Annotated in this window: 15 protein-coding genes and 1 pseudogene; 1 reads left to right on the top strand and 15 read right to left on the bottom strand. The window is 68.1% G+C overall.

Annotated features, from left to right (window positions below; translation table 11 throughout):
* Positions 1–146 precede the first annotated feature (146 nt).
* Positions 147–1,103: a M23 family metallopeptidase gene (locus AC5P9I_RS06545; RefSeq protein ID WP_053462174.1), complete on the bottom strand. Its 957-nt coding sequence runs from the start codon at positions 1,101–1,103 to the stop codon at positions 147–149.
* A 12-nt stretch (positions 1,104–1,115) separates the two neighbouring features.
* Here AC5P9I_RS06545 and AC5P9I_RS06540 point away from each other — a divergent pair, with 12 nt between their 5' ends.
* Positions 1,116–1,565, top strand: coding sequence for a DciA family protein (locus AC5P9I_RS06540; RefSeq protein ID WP_032956682.1), 450 nt, complete (start codon positions 1,116–1,118; stop codon positions 1,563–1,565).
* A 281-nt stretch (positions 1,566–1,846) separates the two neighbouring features.
* Here the strand turns inward: AC5P9I_RS06540 and lpxC are convergent, their stop codons facing one another.
* The 14 genes and pseudogenes from lpxC to rsmH form a co-directional block, all read right to left on the bottom strand.
* Positions 1,847–2,758: a UDP-3-O-acyl-N-acetylglucosamine deacetylase gene (lpxC, locus tag AC5P9I_RS06535; protein WP_049468216.1), complete on the bottom strand. Its 912-nt coding sequence runs from the start codon at positions 2,756–2,758 to the stop codon at positions 1,847–1,849.
* 205 nt (positions 2,759–2,963) lie between these two features.
* Entirely contained in the window at positions 2,964–4,205 is a 1,242-nt protein-coding gene (ftsZ, locus tag AC5P9I_RS06530; RefSeq protein WP_049468218.1) for a cell division protein FtsZ, read from the bottom strand.
* 169 nt (positions 4,206–4,374) lie between these two features.
* Positions 4,375–5,610: a cell division protein FtsA gene (gene ftsA, locus AC5P9I_RS06525; RefSeq protein ID WP_005408083.1), complete on the bottom strand. Its 1,236-nt coding sequence runs from the start codon at positions 5,608–5,610 to the stop codon at positions 4,375–4,377.
* A 68-nt stretch (positions 5,611–5,678) separates the two neighbouring features.
* Positions 5,679–6,356: pseudogene (locus AC5P9I_RS06520) on the bottom strand (cell division protein FtsQ/DivIB); the annotation flags it as partial.
* The gene (locus tag AC5P9I_RS06515; protein ID WP_049468221.1) at positions 6,353–7,315 is read right to left on the bottom strand and encodes a D-alanine--D-alanine ligase; all 963 of its coding nucleotides are present in this window, start codon (positions 7,313–7,315) and stop codon (positions 6,353–6,355) included. The gene AC5P9I_RS06515 and the pseudogene AC5P9I_RS06520, both read right to left, overlap by 4 nt.
* On the bottom strand, positions 7,312–8,748 hold the full coding sequence (gene murC / locus AC5P9I_RS06510; protein WP_049468223.1) for a UDP-N-acetylmuramate--L-alanine ligase: 1,437 nt from the start codon (positions 8,746–8,748) through the stop codon (positions 7,312–7,314). Before murC ends, AC5P9I_RS06515 begins: the two co-directional genes overlap by 4 nt.
* Positions 8,749–8,788: 40 nt before the next feature.
* Positions 8,789–9,877, bottom strand: coding sequence for an undecaprenyldiphospho-muramoylpentapeptide beta-N-acetylglucosaminyltransferase (murG, locus tag AC5P9I_RS06505; RefSeq protein WP_130768485.1), 1,089 nt, complete (start codon positions 9,875–9,877; stop codon positions 8,789–8,791).
* Complete coding sequence (ftsW, locus tag AC5P9I_RS06500) at positions 9,874–11,199, bottom strand: putative lipid II flippase FtsW (RefSeq protein ID WP_130768486.1); 1,326 nt, start codon at positions 11,197–11,199, stop codon at positions 9,874–9,876. The genes murG and ftsW overlap by 4 nt, the downstream gene beginning before the upstream one ends.
* Position 11,200: 1 nt before the next feature.
* Positions 11,201–12,286 carry a phospho-N-acetylmuramoyl-pentapeptide-transferase gene (mraY, locus tag AC5P9I_RS06495; RefSeq protein ID WP_033834434.1) on the bottom strand — a complete coding sequence of 362 codons (1,086 nt, stop codon included), beginning with the start codon at positions 12,284–12,286 and terminating at the stop codon, positions 11,201–11,203.
* A complete protein-coding gene (locus AC5P9I_RS06490; RefSeq protein ID WP_130768487.1) occupies positions 12,276–13,670 on the bottom strand; it encodes a UDP-N-acetylmuramoyl-tripeptide--D-alanyl-D-alanine ligase in 1,395 nt (464 codons plus the stop codon). The genes mraY and AC5P9I_RS06490 overlap by 11 nt, the downstream gene beginning before the upstream one ends.
* Positions 13,667–15,175 (bottom strand): UDP-N-acetylmuramoyl-L-alanyl-D-glutamate--2,6-diaminopimelate ligase, encoded by a 1,509-nt coding sequence (locus tag AC5P9I_RS06485; RefSeq protein WP_053505689.1) that lies wholly within the window; start codon positions 15,173–15,175, stop codon positions 13,667–13,669. Before AC5P9I_RS06485 ends, AC5P9I_RS06490 begins: the two co-directional genes overlap by 4 nt.
* A complete protein-coding gene (locus AC5P9I_RS06480; protein ID WP_049406060.1) occupies positions 15,172–17,016 on the bottom strand; it encodes a peptidoglycan D,D-transpeptidase FtsI family protein in 1,845 nt (614 codons plus the stop codon). Before AC5P9I_RS06480 ends, AC5P9I_RS06485 begins: the two co-directional genes overlap by 4 nt.
* Positions 17,013–17,276 carry a cell division protein FtsL gene (ftsL, locus tag AC5P9I_RS06475; protein ID WP_005415286.1) on the bottom strand — a complete coding sequence of 88 codons (264 nt, stop codon included), beginning with the start codon at positions 17,274–17,276 and terminating at the stop codon, positions 17,013–17,015. Before ftsL ends, AC5P9I_RS06480 begins: the two co-directional genes overlap by 4 nt.
* Positions 17,273–18,241, bottom strand: coding sequence for a 16S rRNA (cytosine(1402)-N(4))-methyltransferase RsmH (rsmH, locus tag AC5P9I_RS06470; protein WP_103282798.1), 969 nt, complete (start codon positions 18,239–18,241; stop codon positions 17,273–17,275). The genes ftsL and rsmH overlap by 4 nt, the downstream gene beginning before the upstream one ends.
* Positions 18,242–18,243: the final 2 nt, after the last annotated feature.

Below are 18,243 nucleotides of genomic sequence, written 5' to 3'. Positions count from 1 at the left end.
GCGAGGGGTTTCAACCCTTTGGCGGCAATGGCATCCGAACCTTGCCGGTAATGCCGGCCGCTGGCCGGGTACGCGATGCCGCCGCAGATCATGAGGTTGCCGGCCAGCGGCCGGCACTACCAGATCAACCGAATCCGGCCCGGGAATCAGCCGCGGCTGATGCGGCCGACCGGCGTGTTGCCGCCGTCTCCGAGGAACTTGCGCGGGTTGACCACGTTGCCGTTCTCCCACACCTCGAAGTGCACGTGGGCACCGGTCGAACGGCCGGTGGAACCGGCCTTGGCCACTTCCTGGCCGGCACGGACCAGGTCACCGGCCTTCACCACCAGGCGCGAATTGTGCGCGTAGCGGGTGACGTAGCCGTTACCGTGGTCGACATCGACGACATTGCCGTAGCCGCCCTTCACACCGGCGAAGCTGACCACGCCCTCGGCCACGGCCATCACCGGATCACCGACCTTGGCGTGGAAGTCCATGCCCTTGTGGGTGGCGGCGCCGCGGCCGAACGGGTCGGCGCGGGTGCCGAAACCGGAGGTCACGTAGCTGTTGCGGATCGGCATGCGCGAGGGCACGGCGTTCTGCTGCAGCTGGTGGTCGAACATCAGCGATTCCATCACCGACAACTGGCGGCCTGAAGCAGCGAAGCGCTGCTCCAGCACCTGTAAGTCGGCGTTGACGTCCTTGACCGGGATGTCGCTGGTCGGGCCGCCGGCGTCGCCATCACCGAGGCCGGGGGTCTCGTTGAAGTCGAACTCGCCATCTTCCAGCTTGCCCATCTGGGTCAGCCGTTCGCCAAGGGCGTTCAGGCGGGTGGCCTGCGCCTGCAGCTCGCCGAGGCGGGCGGCCAGCGCGTTGACCTGGGTCTGCGCATCGCGCTTGACCTTGGCCAGCTCCGCATCCTGGCGCTCGACCTTGGCCTGCAGGCGCGAATCATTCAGCGCACTGGCGCCAATGCCGCCGGCAAGGCCGATAATGCAGCCTACCCCGAGCACGCTGCCCAGCAGGGCGCGGGGGCGGTCCTCGAAATAGAACCGCAAACGCGTGATCGGCGACGCCTTGGCCTGTCCTTCACGCGTTTTGATTACGATCTTTTTGAATGCCATCAGTGAGTTTTCATGTCTGAGCCGAAATCCAGCGTTCGCCCCGCGTCAGTGCCGAAACCGGCGCTGGATGCGGTAATGGCGGACAAAAGCGGGAACCCGCTGCGTCGGGCCTTGTGGCTCGACGCGCTGGACCGGCAGTTGCGCCCCCAGTTGCCGCCACCTCTGCGCAGCCGCTGCCGGCTGGCCAATGTGGACGGGGAACACCTCGTTTTTCTCGTCGAATCGCCGGTCTGGCATGCCAAGTTGCGGCTTGCCGAAGCCCAGTTGCTCGACGCGGCCCGTTCCATCGGGCTGAAGGCCACCAGGGTGACCATCAAGACTGCGTCCACCACTCCCTCACGCTCCCCAGCGATCGACAACCGGAATGGCCCCCACGCAGTTTCAGCCGCCACGCACAAAGGGCTACGCGACGCCTTGGCTTGCCTGCAGGACGTTCCCTCGAAGCCGAAGAAGCGGTCCTGATGGCAACGGAGCATCCGGCTCCGCTCCCCGTCGCGCGTGTCACCACGGCGTGAAACATTTCGGGGGCCGGGTCGCATCCTAGCGGCCATCCGGGGGCCTGTCGTTAGATTGGAGTTAAAACTTCGTTAAATTCAGGCTTCCGATCCAACAGGTTCACAAAACCGTGATCTCGAACCGGGCTTGACACGGTCCAAGCGCGCTGAATGCGTCGACGACGCCAGAAACAACAACGCCGCCCGGAGAGGCGGCGTTTTTATCTTTAAATTCAATGATCTACGGAATCAGGCGTAGGCCGGGGTGGCGTATTCAACCGGATCCGGGGTGGCCGGCGAGTCGAAGGTGACCCATTCCCAAGCGCTGGCGTCGGCCATCAGGGCCCGCACCAGCTTGTTGTTGAGCGCATGGCCGGACTTGAAGCCCTCATAGGCGCCCAGCACCTGGCCACCGGCCAGGTAGAGGTCGCCGATTGCGTCAAGAATCTTGTGGCGCACGAATTCGTCCGCATAGCGCAGGCCGTCTTCGTTGAGCACGCGGAACTCGTCCAGCACGATGGCGTTGTCCATCGAACCGCCCAGGCCCAGGTTGCGCTCGCGCATGTATTCCAGGTCGCGCATGAAACCGAAGGTGCGCGCCCGGGAGATTTCCTTGGTGTAGGCCAGCGTCGAGAACTCGATTTCCTGGCGCGACTGCTTGGCCGGGATCATCGGGTGGTCGAACTGGATGGTGAAGCCCAGCTTGTAGCCCTCGTACGGGGTGAAGCGGGCCACCTTGTCGCCCTCGGTCACTTCCACGGTCTTGAGCACGCGGATGAAGCGCTTGGGCGCATCCTGTTCGACGATGCCTGCCGACTGCAGCAGGAACACGAACGGGCCGGCCGAACCGTCCATGATCGGCAGCTCGGCCGAGGACAGTTCGACGATGATGTTGTCCACACCCAGGCCGGCCAGCGCCGACATCAGGTGTTCGACGGTCTGGATCTTGGCGTCGTTGCAGGTCAGGCCGGTGCACAGGGTCACTTCGGTGACCAGTTCGGCCTTGGCCGGCACCTCCACCACCGGGTCCAGGTCCACGCGGCGGAACACGATGCCATGGTTGACCGGTGCCGGGCGCAGGGTCATGTAGACCTTGTCACCACTGTGCAGGCCAACGCCGGTGGCGCGGATCGTGTTCTTGAGGGTGCGTTGCTGGATCATGGGGGATGGACCGGAAGTGACACATTAGATTAACACGCGCACTCCCCTACCCTGGCTGAAACGCCAGTGGCAGCCACCGGCAGGACCCACCGGCACGCCGCTGGAAAGCGCGTGAAGCAGGGCGGCCGGGCCCATCCTGGCCCGGCGCCCGCGTTTTCAGGACATGGTGGCGCAACCCGGGGAGGACAACCCCGGGCCGCCCCGCTTAGTCCGCCTGGCGGCGCAGGAAGGCCGGGATGTCCAGGTAATCGTTCGGCAGTTCCGCCGCCGCCGGGGCCGATGCGGCCGGAGCCGACGGTGCGGACGCCGCCGCGGTGTCGCTGCTGGCACGACGCAGGCCCATGCCCATGCCCATCCCGCCGACGGCCTTGGACACGGCGTCGCCGCCGTTGTCGAAGTCGCCGAACTCCGGCTGGCCGGTCGTGGCATTGCGGACCAGCTTGATCGGTGCGCGCTCGCCCGGACGCTGGGTCTTGCTGGCCGAAACGCGGTTCAGGCCGGTGGCGACCACGGTCACGCGCACTTCGTCCTGCATGTCCGGATCGAGCACGGTGCCGACCACCACGGTGGCGTCTTCCGAAGCGAAGCCATCGATGGTGCGGCCGATCTCGTCGAACTCGGCCATGGTGAAGTCGGCGCCGGCGGTGATGTTGACCAGGATGCCGTTGGCACCGGCCAGGTTCACATCGTCCAGCAGCGGGTTCTGGATCGCGGCTTCGGCAGCGGCCTGGGCACGGTCATCGCCACGGGCGGTGCCGGTACCCATCATCGCCAGGCCCATTTCGGACATGACGGTGCGCACGTCGGCGAAGTCGACGTTGATCAGGCCCGGACGCACGATCAGGTCGGCGATGCCCTGCACGGCGCCCTGCAGCACGTCGTTGGCCGCACGGAAGGCCTGGATCATGGTCGCGTTGCGACCCAGCACGGTGATCAGCTTCTCGTTCGGGATGGTGATCAGCGAGTCGCAGTGCTGGCTCAGTTCCTCGATGCCCTTCAGCGCCACCTGCATGCGGCGACGGCCTTCGAACGGGAACGGCTTGGTGACCACGGCCACGGTCAGGATGCCCATTTCCTTGGCCAGCTGTGCCACCACCGGCGCAGCGCCGGTGCCGGTGCCGCCACCCATGCCGGCGGTGATGAACACCATGTCCGCGCCCTGCAGCGCGTCCATGATGCGCTCACGGTCTTCCAGCGCGGCCTGGCGGCCGACTTCCGGGTTCGCGCCTGCGCCCAGGCCCTTGGTCACGTTGGTACCCAGCTGCAGCTGCAGCTTGGCACCGCAATTCTTGATGGCCTGCGAGTCGGTGTTGGCGGTGATGAATTCCACGCCATCCACCGCCGAGTTGACCATGTGCGCCACGGCGTTGCCGCCGCCGCCGCCCACGCCAACCACCTTGATCACCGCATTGGGTGCCATCTTTTCGATCAGTTCAAAATGCGCCATGTCCGTGTCCTCGTTGTATCCGCTTGTCGGTGGCATGGACGGTCGGGCCTCCTGCCTTCGCGTGTCATGTTGCCGTTGCGGCTGTGTGGGTTGTGTAGTGCGTTGCTGCGTTGTGATGCGGGTACTGCGGGTGTTGCACCGGGGTGACCCGGGTATTGCGGGTTCCGCGTCAGAACTCGCCGCGGAACCAGGTCTTGAGTTTCTTGAACATGCTTCCAGCGCGCCCGGTCGGCAGCGACGGCCGCCGCGGGTGCTCGATCTGGCTGCCCATCAGCAGCAGGCCCACGCCGGTGGCGTGCACCGGGTTGCCGACCACTTCGCCCAGGCCGGTGACGTGCTGCGGGATGCCCACGCGCACCGGCATCTGCAGCATTTCCTCGGCCAGTTCGACCACGCCTTCCATCTTCGACGCGCCTCCGGTCAGCACCATGCCGGCGCGCACCAGTTCCTCGAAGCCGGAGCGGCGCAGTTCGGCCTGCACCATCTCGAAGATCTCCTCGTAACGGCCCTGCACGGCCTGCGCCAGCGAGTGGCGCGGCATGCGGCGCGGCGGACGATCACCCACCGACGGCACCTGGATGCTCTCCTCGGCGGTGGCCAGCTGGGCCAGGGCGCAGGCATAGCGCACCTTGATCTGCTCGGCTTCCGGGGTCGGCGTGCGCAGCATGTGCGCGATGTCGTTGGTCACGTGGTCGCCGGCGATCGGCAGCGAGGCCGTGTGGCAGATCGCGCCCTGCACGAACACGGCGATGTCGGTAGTGCCGGCGCCCATGTCGACCAGCACCACGCCCAGCTCGCGCTCGTCGGCGGTCAGCACCGCCACGCTGGAGGCCAGCGAGGACAGCACCAGGTCATCCACCTGCAGGCCGCAGCGCTGCACGCACTTGCTGATGTTGGCCGCGGCCGACTGCGCGCACACCACCAGGTGCGCATGCACCTCCAGGCGTACGCCGGTCATGCCCACCGGATTGCGGATGCCTTCCTGCGAATCGTCCAGCACGTACTCGCGCGGGATCGCGTGCAGGATCTTCTGGTCGGCCGGGATCGCCACCGCCTTGGCCGCATCGAGCACGCGATCCAGGTCGCCCCAGGTCACTTCGCCGTCGCGGATCGGCACGATGCCCGGCGAGTTCTTGCACTGCACGTGGTTGCCGGAGATCGAGGCGTACACCGAACGGATCTCGCAGCCGGCCATCAGCTCGGCTTCTTCCACCGCACGCTGGATCGACTGCACGGTCGATTCGATGTCCACCACCACGCCACGCTTCAGCCCGCGCGATTCGTGCGAGCCGATGCCGATCACTTCGATCGGGTTGCCCGGCGAATACTCGCCCACCAGCGCCACCACCTTGGAGGTGCCGATGTCCAGGCCAACGATCAGCGATTTGTCACCCTTGCGATTCATGTCCTTTCCTGCGTGCTTCTGGCCGGGGTCGCCGGCGTTTTCGCCGGCGTGGCCGGGGTACCCCAGCTCAGCGTGAAACCATTGGTGTAGCGGAGATCGGCGCGCTCGATCGGCGCGTCCTGACGGTTGAGCTGCGGCAGCACCTTGACGAAGCGCTGCATGCGCGAGCGCGCGTCGTCACGGCCGACCACCACTTCGGTGCCGTTGCTCAGCACCAGCGACCAGCTGCCGCGCGCATCCATCGTCACCCGGCGCACATCGACGCCGGCTGGTGCGAACAATGCACGTGCGTCGCTGTACAGCTTCATCACTTCTCCGGTCTGGCTGTCCGGGCCATCCAGTTCGGGCAACGCCAGGTCGGACAGCTTCTTCGGCGTGGGGAACAGCTTGCCCTGCTCGGACACCAGGCGGTCGGTGCCCCAGCGCGCGAACGGCTTGTGCTCGACCAGGGTCACTTCCAGCACGTCCGGCCACTGCTTGCGTACCTGGGCACTCTCCACCCAGGGCAGCTTTTCCAGGGCGTCCTGCGCATCCTGCAGCTTGACCGCGAAGAACCCGGCGCGCGCATAGGGCAGCAGCACCTGCTGCAGCTGCTCGGCCGGTACCCGCTTGAACTCGCCATGCACGCGCAGCTTCGCCAGCGGCCAGCGCTCGGCGCCGACCCAGCCATTGACCACGGCCACCACCGGCAGTGCAACCACCGACAGCGCCAACAGCCAGACGAAGATGCGCAGCAGCGCGTTCATGCGTGCGCGGCCTCCAGGGTCTGTTCCAGCACGCGCCACACCAGTTCCTCGAAACCGATGCCGGCCTGGCGCGCCGCCTTGGGCACCAGCGAATGGCTGGTCATGCCCGGCGCGGTGTTCACTTCCAGCAGGAAGAAACGGCCGCTGGCACGGTCGCGCATCACGTCCACGCGGCCCCAGCCACGGCAGCCGGCGGCGCGGAACGCGGCCAGCGCGATGCGGCGGATCTCGTCCTCGGCATCGCCTTCCAGGCCCGGGCACAGGTACTGGGTGTCCTCGGCGATGTACTTGGCGTTGTAGTCGTACCACTGGCCCTTGGGCACGATGCGGATCGACGGCAGCGCGACGTCGCCCAGAATGGCCACGGTCAGTTCGTCGCCGACCACCATCTGTTCCATCAGCAGCTGGCCGTCGTAGCGCGCGGCCAGGGCCACGGCCTCATCCAGGCCCGCCTCGTCGGTGACCCGGCTGATGCCCACGCTGGAGCCTTCGTTGGCCGGCTTCACCACCACCGGCAGGCCCAGCTCGGCGGCCAGCGCATGCACGTTCGAGGCGTCGACCTTGCGGTACTGCGGGGTCGGCAAGCCCAGCGACAGCCACACCTGCTTGGTGCGGATCTTGTCCATGCTCAGCGCCGAGCCCAGCACGTCCGAGCCGGTATACGGCACGCCGAAGGCGTCCATCAGGCCCTGCACGATGCCGTCCTCACCGCCACCGTTGTGGCCGTGCAGAATGTTGAAGACGCGGTCGATGCCACCGGCGGCCAGCGCGCTGGCCAGCGCCGGGATGCCATCCACGGCAAACGCATCGACGCCGCGCGACTGCAGGGCTTCGAGCACGTTGCGGCCCGAGTCCAGCGACACCTCGCGTTCACTGGAACTGCCGCCGAGCAGCACGGCGACGCGGCCGAACACGGCCGGGTCGGTCACGCGCAACGGCGGGAAGGTCAGCGTACTCACGCCTGGCCCTCCCCCTTGAAGCCTTCCACCGCGATGTGGGTAGCCACGGCACCGATGTCGCCGGCCCCCATCATCAGCAGCAGGTCACCGTCCTGCAGTACATCCGGCAGCACGCTGGCCAGCTCGGCGGCCTTGCCCACCACCACCGGCTCGCTGCGGCCGCGCGCGCGGATCGCGCGGGCCAACGCATGCGAGTCGGCACCGGCAATGGGTTCCTCACCGGCCGGATAGACCTCGCTCAGCACCAGCGCGTCGACGCTGGACAGCACCGCGGCGAACTTGTCGAACTGGTCGCGGGTACGGCTGTAGCGGTGCGGCTGGAAGGCCACCACCAGGCGCTTGTCGGTCCAGCCCCCGCGGGCGGCGGCGAATACGGCCTCCAGCTCGCTCGGGTGATGGCCGTAGTCGTCGATGATGCGCACCTTGGCACCGCTGGCGGTGGTCACTTCGCCCAGGTCGTTGAAGCGGCGGCCGACACCGGCGAAGCCTTCCAGCGCGCGCGCGATCGCGTCCGGGGCAACGCCGAGCTGCCAGCCTACCGCCGCGGCGGCCAGCGCGTTGAGCACGTTGTGCCTGCCCGGCAGCGCCAGCACCACTTCCTGGCTGGTGCCCTGCGGCAAGCGCAGCGTGAAGCGCATGCGCGAGCCTTCCTGCACCACGTTCTCGGCGCGCACGTCGGCCTGCGGGCTCATGCCGTAGCTCATCACGTGGCGCGGGGTCTTGGCAGCCAGTGCCGCCACTTCCGGATCATCGATGCACAGCACCGCCAGGCCGTAGAACGGCAGGCGCTGCAGGAACTCGGCGAACGCCGCCTGCACGCGGGCGAAATCGTTGCCGTAGTTTTCCAGGTGGTCGGCATCAATATTGGTGATGATCGACATCAACGGGTTCAGGCGCAGGAAGCTGCCATCGCTTTCGTCGGCCTCGGCCACCAGCCACTGGCCGCCACCCAGCTTGGCGTTGGCACCGGCGGCCAGCAGCTGGCCACCGATCACGAACGTCGGGTCCAGGCCACCTTCGCTCAGCACCGCAGCGGTCAGGCTGGTGGTGGTGGTCTTGCCATGGGTACCGGCCACGGCGATGCCGCGGCGGAAGCGCATCAGCTCGGCCAGCATCGCCGCGCGCGGCATGATCGGAATGCGCTGGCTGCGCGCTTCCATCAGCTCCGGGTTGTCCTCGCGGATGGCGCTGGAGACCACCACGCAGTCGGTGCCCAGCACGTTGGCTGCCGAGTGGCCGCGCATGATGCGCGCACCCAGGCTGGCCAGGCGGCGGGTCGCCACGTTGTCAGCGTTGTCCGAGCCGGACACTTCGTAGCCCAGCGTCAGCATCACTTCGGCGATGCCACTCATGCCGGTGCCACCGATGCCGACGAAGTGCACGCGCGGGAACGCGCGCACCAGGTCGTTGGTGTCGTGCAGGCGACGGATCATGCGCGGCCTCGCGCAGGGCAGGCGCGGTGGCATGCCTTCTTCATACAGCTTCCTCGAGAATGATATCGGCGATGCGCTCGGCGGCATCGACCTTGGCCAGGGCACGCGCGGCTTGCGCCATCTGCATGCGGCGGGCGGGATTTTCGGACAGATCGCGCAGCAGTGCGGCGATGCCGTCGGCCAGCGTTCCGTCCTGCTTCAGCAACACCGCCGCGCCGCGCTCGACCAGGTACTCCGCGTTGCGGGTCTGGTGATCGTCGACGGCAGCCGGGAATGGCACCAGCACGCTGCCGACACCGACCGCGCACAGCTCGGCCAGGGTGGACGCGCCGGCGCGGCAGACGACCAGGTCAGCCCAGGCGAAGGCCTCGGCCATGTCGGCGATGAACGGGGTGATCTCAGCCTGCACGCCGGCCTTGGCATACGCCTCGACCGCTTCGGCATGCATCTTCTCGCCGCTCTGGTGGCGCACCTGCACCGGCACGTCGGCGCCCAGCGCGGCCATCGCCTGCGGCACGCCGGTGTTGAGTGCACGCGCGCCCTGGCTGCCCCCGACCACCAGCACGCGCAGCGGGCCGTGACGGTCGGCGAAGCGCTGCTCCGGCGGCGCAATGGCGGCGATTTCCGCACGCACCGGGTTGCCGACGAATTCCTCGCGCTGGGCGAAGGTGCCCGGGAAACCGGTCAGCAGGCGGCGCGCATAACGCGACAGGATGCGGTTGGTCAGGCCCGGCGCACGGTTCTGCTCATGCACGATCAGCGGCAGGCCATGCAGGCGCGTGGCCATGCCGCCGGGACCGGAGGCGAAGCCACCGAAGGCGACCACCGCGCGCGGCTGGCGCTTGCGGATGATCAGCCCGGCCGCGCGCAGTGCACGCATCAGCCGCCACGGTGCCGCCAGCAGGGCCAGCTTGCCCTTGCCGCGCAGGCCGGTGATGGCCAGCGTGTCGATGGCAATGTCGTGCTGCGGCACCAGGCGCGTTTCCATCGCGCCTTCGGCCCCCATCCAGGTCACCGGCACGCCACGCCCGCGCAGCACGCGGGCCACGGCCAGGCCGGGGAAGATGTGGCCGCCAGTGCCGCCGGCGAGGATCATCACCGGACGCGCGCTATCGGTGGCCGCGCTCATGACAGCCTCCCGAAGGTCGGTTCGATGCGCGACTGCAGTCGGCTGGTGCCGCGCGCGGCGTTCGCTGCAGCAGGCGCGGGGGCGACCGGCGCGGCGCTCAGCGGCACGCCGGTGGCCATCGGTGCGGCCGGCGCGTCCACTGGCTCGGTCGCGGCGTCTTCGGCGCCACCGATGCGCACGGCCTGGCGGCGCTCGGCGCGCTTGAGTTCATACGACACGCGCAGCAGCAGGCCCATCGCCACGCAGGTCATCAGCACCGACGAACCGCCGGAGGAGATCAGCGGCAGGGTCAGGCCCTTGGTCGGCAGGATGCCCAGGTTCACGCCGATCGAGACGAAGGTCTGCATGCTGATCCACAGGCCGATGCCGAAGGCGATGTAGCCGGAGAAGTGGCGCTTCATTTCCACGCAGCGCATACCCAGCCAGAAGGTGCGGCCGACCAGCAGCGCGTACAGCGCCACGATCACGCAGGTGCCCAGGAAACCGAATTCCTCGGCGGTGACCGAGAAGATGAAGTCGGTGTGCGCTTCCGGCAGGTAGTACAGCTTCTGCACGGAATTGCCCAGGCCGACGCCGGTCCATTCGCCACGGCCCACTGCCATCAGTGCGTTGGACAGCTGGTAGCCGTCGCCCTGCTGGTCAGCCCACGGGTCCAGGAAGGAGGTGATGCGGCGCATGCGGTACGGCTCGATGATCGCCAGCGCGCTCATGCCGACCAGGCCGATGATCACCGGCATCGACATGCGCGGCATGTTGACCCCGCCCAGCACCAGCATGCCGGCGGTGATCGCCAGCAGCAGGGTCGAGGAACCGAAGTCCGGCTGCAGCAGCAGCAGCACCACCAGCGCGCCGGCCACGCCCAGCGGCTTGAGCATCGCCGGCCAGGTCGCATTGACCTCGTCGCGGAAGCGCACCAGGTAGCTGGACAGCCAGACGATGTAGAGCACCTTCACCGCCTCGACCGTCTGGAACTTGGAAATGCCCAGGTTGATCCAGCGGCGTGCGCCGTTGACCGTGCTGCCCAGGCCCGGCGCGAACACCGCCAGCAGTAGCACGAAGCAGCCCAGCAGCAGCATCTGGTTGTACTGCTCGATCGACTTCAGCTCGGTGCGGGCGGCGATGACCGCCAGCACGATACCCACCGCCAGGAAGATCAGGTGGCGGTTGAGGTAATAGAACGGGCTGCTCATCAGCGCGATCGAGCTGGAGGCCACCATCACCACGCCGACACCGGTGAGCGCGATGATCGCGCCCAGCAGCCACTTGTCGTAGCTGCCTTCGATGGCTTCAAGGCGTGTTGCCTGGCGGGACAGGTCGTTCATCTCAGCGCACCTTCAACGTGGCCAGGCCGATCAGCACGAGCACGACGGAGATGATCCAGAAGCGCACGATCACGCGCGGCTCCGGCCAGCCCTTCAGTTCGAAATGGTGGTGGATCGGCGCCATGCGGAACACGCGCTTGCCGGTCAGCTTGAACGATGCGACCTGGATCATCACCGACAGCGTCTCGATGACGAACACGCCGCCCATGATCACCAGCACCAGCTCCTGGCGGGTGATCACCGCGATCGTGCCCAGCACCGCACCCAGCGCCAGTGCACCGATGTCGCCCATGAACACCATGGCCGGATAGGTGTTGAACCACAGGAAGCCCAGGCCCGCGCCGGCGATCGCCGCGCAGATGATGACCAGCTCGCCCGCGCCCGGAATCTGCGGGATCTGCAGGTAGTTGGCGAACACCACGTTGCCCGAGGCGTAGGCGAACACGCCCAGTGCGCAGGCCACCAGCACGGTGGGCATGATCGCCAGGCCGTCCAGGCCGTCGGTCAGGTTCACCGCGTTGGAGAAACCGACGATCCAGAAGTAGGCGATGGCCACGAAGCCGATGCCGGCCAGCGGCAGCGCGACCGACTTGAACATCGGGATGTAGAACGTCAGCGCCGCCGGCACGTCGGCCGTATAGAACAGGAACAGGCCCGCGGCCAGGCCGAAGATCGACTGCAGCAGGTACTTCCAGCGCGACTTCAGGCCGTTCGGGTCACGGCGGACGATCTTGATCCAGTCGTCATACCAGCCGATGGCGCCGAAGCACAGCATCACCGCCAGCACCAGCCACACGTAGCGGTTGCGCAGGTCGGCCCACATCAGTACCGACAGGGTGACGGTGAGCAGGATCAGCGAACCGCCCATGGTCGGCGTGCCGGCCTTGGAGAAATGGGTCTGCGGACCGTCCTTGCGGATCGGCTGGCCACCCTTGAACTGGGCAAGCTTGCGGATCATCGCCGGGCCGAGCCACAGCGACAGGAACAGGGCCGTCAGCGCGGCAAGGATGGCGCGGAACGTCTGGTAGTTGAACAGCCCGAACAGGCTCTCCAACTGCTGCAACCATCGAGCCAGTTCATACAACATGCGGGGATTCCTCTCCTTGCGCCAGCAGCGCTTTGACAATCGTGTCCATGGCGCTGCCACGGGACCCCTTGACCAGGCAGCGCACGCCGGCGTGCAGCTCGTCCTTCAGCGCCTGTGACAGCGCGTCATGGGTGGCGAAATGACGGCCACCGTCGCCGAAGGCGGCAGCGGCGGCGGCGCTGAGCGGGCCCAGCGCATACAGGCGCTTGAGTCCGGCGGCGCGTGCGCGGAGGCCCGCCTGCGCATGCAGCGCTTCGGCATCCGGGCCCAGCTCGCGCATGTCGCCCAGCACCAGCCAACCCTCTTCCGGCGCGGCGGCCAGGGCATCGATGGCCGCTGCCAGCGAACCGGGGTTGGCGTTGTAGCTGTCGTCCACCAGCACCGCGCCATTGCGCAGCTGATGGGCGATCTGGCGGCCCGGCACCGGCTGTGCCTCGGCCAGGCCTGTCGCGATGCGTGCCAGGTCGATGCCGGCGGCCAGCGCCAGGCTGGCGGCGGCCAGTGCATTGCTGACGTTGTGGCGGCCCGGCAGGCCCAGCACCACGCGGGCTTCGCCGACCGGCGCGACCAGGGTGAACTGGCTGCCCTGCGCACCGGCGCGGATGTCGCGCGCGGTCACGTCTGCCGAATGCTCCAGGCCAAAGCGCAGCACGCGGCAGCGCGCCGGGGTGCCGACAAAATGCTGTTCGAACCAGCGGCCGTACGCATCGTCGGCATTGATCACCGCCACGCCATCGGCGGGCAGCGCGGCATAGATCGCGCCCTTGGTCACCGCCACGCCGAGCAGGCTGCCCATCCGCTCCAGGTGCGCCGGGGCGATGTTGTTGACCAGCGCGTAGCGCGGGCGGGCGATGTCGGTCAGGTAGGCGATGTCGCCCGGCTTGCCGGCACCCATCTCGTAGACGGCATAGTCGGCATCTTCCGGTGCATCGATCACCGCCAGCGGCAGGCCGATCTCGTTGTTGCGGTTGCCCGGATTGGCGTAGACCACCTTGTGCGCGTGCTGGGCCACCTGCTGCAGGATCGACAGCAGCAGGCTCTTCACGCTGGTCTTGCCGTTGCTGCCGGTGATCGCGAACACCTCGGTGCCACGGTCACGCTGCATGCCGGTGGCGATCCTGGCCAGTGCCAGTTCGCTGTCGGCCACCAGCACCTGCGGCAGTTCGATCGGCAGCAGGCGCTCGACCAGCAGCGCACTGGCACCGCGCGCCTGCGCGTCGGCCGCGAAGTCATGGCCGTCGAAACGCTCACCGCGCAGCGCGACATACAGGCTGCCGGGGCCCAGGTTGCGGGTGTCATTGCTGACCGCATCGATGGCCACGTCGTCGCCGTGGATCTCGCCGCCGGCCCAGTGTGCGATCAGCGAAAGCAGGGTGCGCTTCATGCGGCGCCCTCCCCGGCCTGTGCCTCTAGAACACCGGCCTTGGCCGCCAGTGCAGCCGCGGCCACTTCGGTGTCGTCGAAGTCATGGCGCACGCCATTCACTTCCTGGTACGGCTCGTGGCCCTTGCCGGCGATCAGGATGATGTCGCCGGCACCGGCGCGCTTCACCGCCAGGCCGATCGCGCGCGCGCGGCTGCGCTGCACGGTCACGGCATCGGCGTTCTGGAAGCCGGCCAGGATGTCGGCCACGATCACGTCGCCGTCTTCGCCACGCGGGTTGTCGTCGGTGACGATGACCTGGTTGGCCAGGCGCTCGGCGATCGCCGCCATCTGCGGGCGCTTGCCGGTATCGCGCTCGCCACCGCAGCCGAACACGCAGAACAGCGCGCCGTGCAGGTGGCCCTGCAGGCTGTCCAGCGCCTGCTCCAGCGCGTCCGGGGTATGTGCGTAGTCGACCACCACGGTCGGCAGACCATTCTCGCCGCCGAGGCGGTTCATGCGGCCACGGATCGGCTGCAGCGCCGACAGCACTTCGGCGATACGCGGCAGCGGCTGCCCCTGCGCGTGCAGGGTACCGGCCACGGCCAGCAGGTTGTCCACGTTGAAGCGGCCCAGCAGCGGCGACTGCACCGCAGCGCGTTGGCCGTCGATGACCAGTTCGAAGGCGATGCCACGACCGTCAAGCTGCAGCGCCTCGGCGCGCACGCTGGCGTCCTCGGCACCACGGGAGCTCAGCCCGATCGGCTGCACGCTGGCCGGCAGGCCCGCGAACAGCTGGCGGCCGAAGGCATCGTCCAGGTTGATCACCGCCGCCTTCAGGCCCGGGCGATGGAACAGCCGCGCCTTGGCCGCGCCGTAGCTGGCCATGTCGCCGTGGTAATCCAGATGGTCGCGGGTGAGGTTGGTGAACACCGCCACGTCGTAGTGCACGGCGTCCACGCGGCCCTGGTCGAGCGCATGCGAGCTGACTTCCATCGCCACCGCGCGCGCACCGGCGTCGCGCAGCTGGGCCAGCAACGCATGCATCTGCAGCACCAGCGGCGTGGTGAAGCCGGTCGGCTCGACGGCACCATAAAGTCCGGCGCCCAGCGTGCCGATACTGCCACTGGGCGTTCCGAGCAGGTGCCAGGCCTGGGCCAGCAGCTGCACGGTGGAGGTCTTGCCGTTGGTGCCGGTCACGCCGACCATCGCCATTGCCCGCGACGGTGCGCCATGGAACTGATCGGCCATCGCGCCCATGCGCGCGCGCAGGCCCGGCACGGCGATCGCATCGGCCGGTGCCGGCAGATCGGCCGGTGCCGGCGGTTCGAACAGGATGGCACTGGCACCGGCAGCGCGCGCCTGCTCGACAAAGCCCAGGCCATGCGCGCCGAAACCGGCGATGGCGACGAAGGCGTTACCGGGGCGCACGGCACGGCTGTCCAGCACCAGGCCGGTCAGAACGGGATCATGACCCGCCAGGGCCACGTCCGGAAGCAACTGCGAAAGCAACATCGAAGGACTCATTGCGTGCCTCCCGTAGCGGGCGGCGTCTGGGCTTGCGCGCTCGGCAGCGCAGCGTCGAATTCAGCGGCGGCATCGACCGGCAGCGCGGTCTCGGCCGGCGGCGCAGGCAGGATCGAAGCCGAATGGCCGACCTTGCCGGACTGCTGTGCGGCCAGCCACGACTGCAGGTCGTCCAGCGGCACGTCCATCAGGCGCAGGGTGCCTTCCATCACGTTGTGGTAGACCGGCGCCGAGACCAGGCCGCCGTAGAACTTGCCGGCCTGCGGGTCGTTGATGACGATGACAGTGGCAAAGCGCGGGTTGGTGGCCGGCACCACGCCGGCGAACAGCGCGTTGTAATGCCCGCGCTCATAACCACCCGGGCCGGCCTTGCGCGCGGTACCGGTCTTGCCGGCCACGCGGTAGCCCAGTACGGCCGCCTGCTTGGCACCGCCCTGGGTGACCACCGTTTCCATCATCGCCACCACCTGCCGGGCGACGTTCTCGTCGATGATCTGCTGGCCCTCGTTGCGCTGGCCCTTGACGAAGGTCGGCGCGATCAACCTGCCGCCGTTGGCCAGCGCCGAATAGGCGGTGGCGATCTGCAGCGGCGTCACCGACAGGCCGTAGCCGTAGGACATGGTGGTCTTGGTGGTGCCCGACCAGCGCGCCGGGCGCATCACCACGCCGGCCGATTCCCCCGGGAAACCACTGTGCGGCGCCGAGCCATAGCCGAAGCGGCGCACGCCGTCGTAGAAGGTCTGGTCCGGCATCTTCGCCGCAACCTTGGCCGCACCCACGTTCGAACTGCGGGTGATCACGCCGGTCACGTTGAGCACACCGTTGTTGCGCGGCACGTCGCGGATGGTGAAGCGGCCCAGGGTCATGTAGCCCGGGTTGGTGTCGATGATGGTGTCCTTGGTCACCGCCCCGGCCTGCAGCGCGGTGGCAATGGTCAGCGGCTTCATCGTCGAACCCGGCTCGACCAGGTCGGTCACCGCGCGGTTGCGGCGCGTATCGGGGATCGCGCCGGTCAGCGAGTTCGGGTTGTAGGTCGGCAGGTTGACCATGGCCAGGATCTCGCCGGTGGTCACGTCCATGATCACCATCGAACCGCCGGCCGCCTTGTTGGCCACCAGCGCGTTGCGCAGTTCCTTGAAGGCCAGGTACTGGATGCGGCGGTCGATGCTGAGCGTCAGGTCCTTGCCCGGCTCGGCGGCGCGCAGCAGATCGCTTTCGACGGTCTCGCCCTTGCGGTTGCGGATCACCCGCTTCGCACCGGGCTTGCCGCGCAGCCATTCGTCGAACGCCAGTTCCAGGCCTTCCTGGCCGCGGTCGTCGATATTGGTGAAGCCCAGCACGTGCGCCATCGCCTCACCCTGCGGGTAGAAGCGGCGAAACTCGCGCTGCGCCGCCACGCCCGGGATCTTCAGCGCGACCACCTTCTCTGCCTCGTCCGGATTGATCCGGCGGCGCAGGTACATGAATTCCTTGTCCGACTTCTGCGACAGGCGGCTGCTCAGCTCATCCACCGACATGCCGACCGCCTGGGCCAGCTCCGGGATGCGCTCGGGCGAACGCAGCAGGTCCTGCGGGTTGACCCAGATCGAGGCGACCGGGGTGGACACCGCAAGCGGCTCGCCGTTGCGGTCGGTGATCATGCCGCGCGAGGTCTTGATCGGCAGCTCGCGCAGGTAGCGGGCCTCGCCCTGGCGCTGGTAGAAGTCGCTGTTGATGATCTGCACGTAGGCCGCGCGACCCACCAGCGACACCGAGCACAGGCCGAGCGCCAGCGCGACCCAGCGCAGGCGCTGGCGCAGGTTGAAGGCGTTGCGCGGGCGGTTGCGGCCGGTCTTGCTCATGGGCGCACCACCACGATGTCAGCCGCCTCGGGGAACTTCATGCCGAGCTTCTCGCGGGCGATGCGGTCCACGCGGTTGGCTTCGGCCAGGGTGGCCTGTTCCAGCTGCAGGCGGCCGAACTCAAGATTGATGTCATCGCGCTTGCGCTCGGCACGCGACAGTTCGATGAAGGTCTGCCGGTGGCGGTGGCGCACGAACACCACGCCGATCGCCGAGGCGACGGTGCAGGCCAGCAGGATGATCAGCAGCAGCCGGCTCATGCATCGGCCTCCCGCTTCTGTGCCACGCGCAGCACGGCGCTGCGGGCACGCGGGTTGGCGGCCAGCTCGTCGTCGGTGGCCTTGATGGCACCGCCGATCAGGTCCAGCGTCGGCACGAACGCGACCGCCTCGGGCAGCCGGCGGTTGGCCGGCGGCGCCTTGGCCAGGCGGTTCATGTACTGCTTGACGATGCGGTCTTCCAGCGAGTGGAAGCTGATCACCGCCAGGCGGCCACCGGGCTTGAGCCGTTCCACCGCCGCATCGAGCCCGGCTTCCAGATCGGCCAGCTCGCGGTTGATGTGGATGCGGATGGCCTGGAAGCTGCGCGTGGCCGGGTGGATCTTGTCCTTCCCACGCGGCATCACCGAGGCGATCAGCTCGGCCAGTTCGGCGGTGCGGGAGAACGGCTGCTTCTCGCGGCGGGCCACGATGGCGCGGGCGATGCGCCGGCTCTGCCGCTCTTCGCCGTAGGTCCACAGCACATCAGCGATCTCGCGCTCTTCCACGCGATTGATCCACTGCGCGGCGCTTTCACCGCTGTCCGGGTCCATGCGCATGTCCAGCGGGCCGTCCTTGCCGAAGCTGAAGCCACGTTCGGCCACGTCCAGCTGCGGCGACGACACACCCAGGTCGAACAGCACGCCGTCCAGGCCTTCGGCCGTCGCATCCCACTGCAGCAGCTGGGCGAAGCTGCCACGGAAGATGGACACGCGCGGGTCCGGCGCGAAATCGCGCTCGGCAACGGCGATGGCTTCCGGATCCTTGTCCATGACCAGCAGGCGCCCCTCGGGACCGAGCTGGGTGAGCACGCCACGTGCATGACCGCCACGACCGAACGTGCCATCCAGATAACGTCCGTTTTCGATCACCCTCAGGCCTTCAAGGACCTGGGTGTACAGGACCGGCAGGTGCACCGCCGGCGACTGCGACACCGGAAGGTGACCGGCCTGCGCTTCTGGGCGCATCC

It is taken from the genome of Stenotrophomonas sp. YJH_SMC_29, from assembly GCF_059371235.1.
The sequence above is the reverse complement of the archived record's forward strand: the minus strand, read 5'-3'. Positions and strand labels throughout refer to the sequence as shown.

Coding starts and splice junctions, on each gene's coding strand:
- rsmH (WP_103282798.1), bottom strand. CDS start 18,241: ATGCGCCCAGAAGCGCAGGCCGGTCACCTTCCGGTGTCGCAGTCGCCG.
- AC5P9I_RS06545 (WP_053462174.1), bottom strand. CDS start 1,103: ATGGCATTCAAAAAGATCGTAATCAAAACGCGTGAAGGACAGGCCAAG.
- AC5P9I_RS06490 (WP_130768487.1), bottom strand. CDS start 13,670: ATGAAGCGCACCCTGCTTTCGCTGATCGCACACTGGGCCGGCGGCGAG.
- mraY (WP_033834434.1), bottom strand. CDS start 12,286: ATGTTGTATGAACTGGCTCGATGGTTGCAGCAGTTGGAGAGCCTGTTC.
- murC (WP_049468223.1), bottom strand. CDS start 8,748: ATGATCCGTCGCCTGCACGACACCAACGACCTGGTGCGCGCGTTCCCG.
- ftsZ (WP_049468218.1), bottom strand. CDS start 4,205: ATGGCGCATTTTGAACTGATCGAAAAGATGGCACCCAATGCGGTGATC.
- murG (WP_130768485.1), bottom strand. CDS start 9,877: ATGAGCGCGGCCACCGATAGCGCGCGTCCGGTGATGATCCTCGCCGGC.
- lpxC (WP_049468216.1), bottom strand. CDS start 2,758: ATGATCCAGCAACGCACCCTCAAGAACACGATCCGCGCCACCGGCGTT.
- ftsA (WP_005408083.1), bottom strand. CDS start 5,610: ATGAATCGCAAGGGTGACAAATCGCTGATCGTTGGCCTGGACATCGGC.
- AC5P9I_RS06485 (WP_053505689.1), bottom strand. CDS start 15,175: ATGAGTCCTTCGATGTTGCTTTCGCAGTTGCTTCCGGACGTGGCCCTG.
- AC5P9I_RS06540 (WP_032956682.1), top strand. CDS start 1,116: ATGTCTGAGCCGAAATCCAGCGTTCGCCCCGCGTCAGTGCCGAAACCG.
- ftsL (WP_005415286.1), bottom strand. CDS start 17,276: ATGAGCCGGCTGCTGCTGATCATCCTGCTGGCCTGCACCGTCGCCTCG.
- AC5P9I_RS06480 (WP_049406060.1), bottom strand. CDS start 17,016: ATGAGCAAGACCGGCCGCAACCGCCCGCGCAACGCCTTCAACCTGCGC.
- ftsW (WP_130768486.1), bottom strand. CDS start 11,199: ATGAACGACCTGTCCCGCCAGGCAACACGCCTTGAAGCCATCGAAGGC.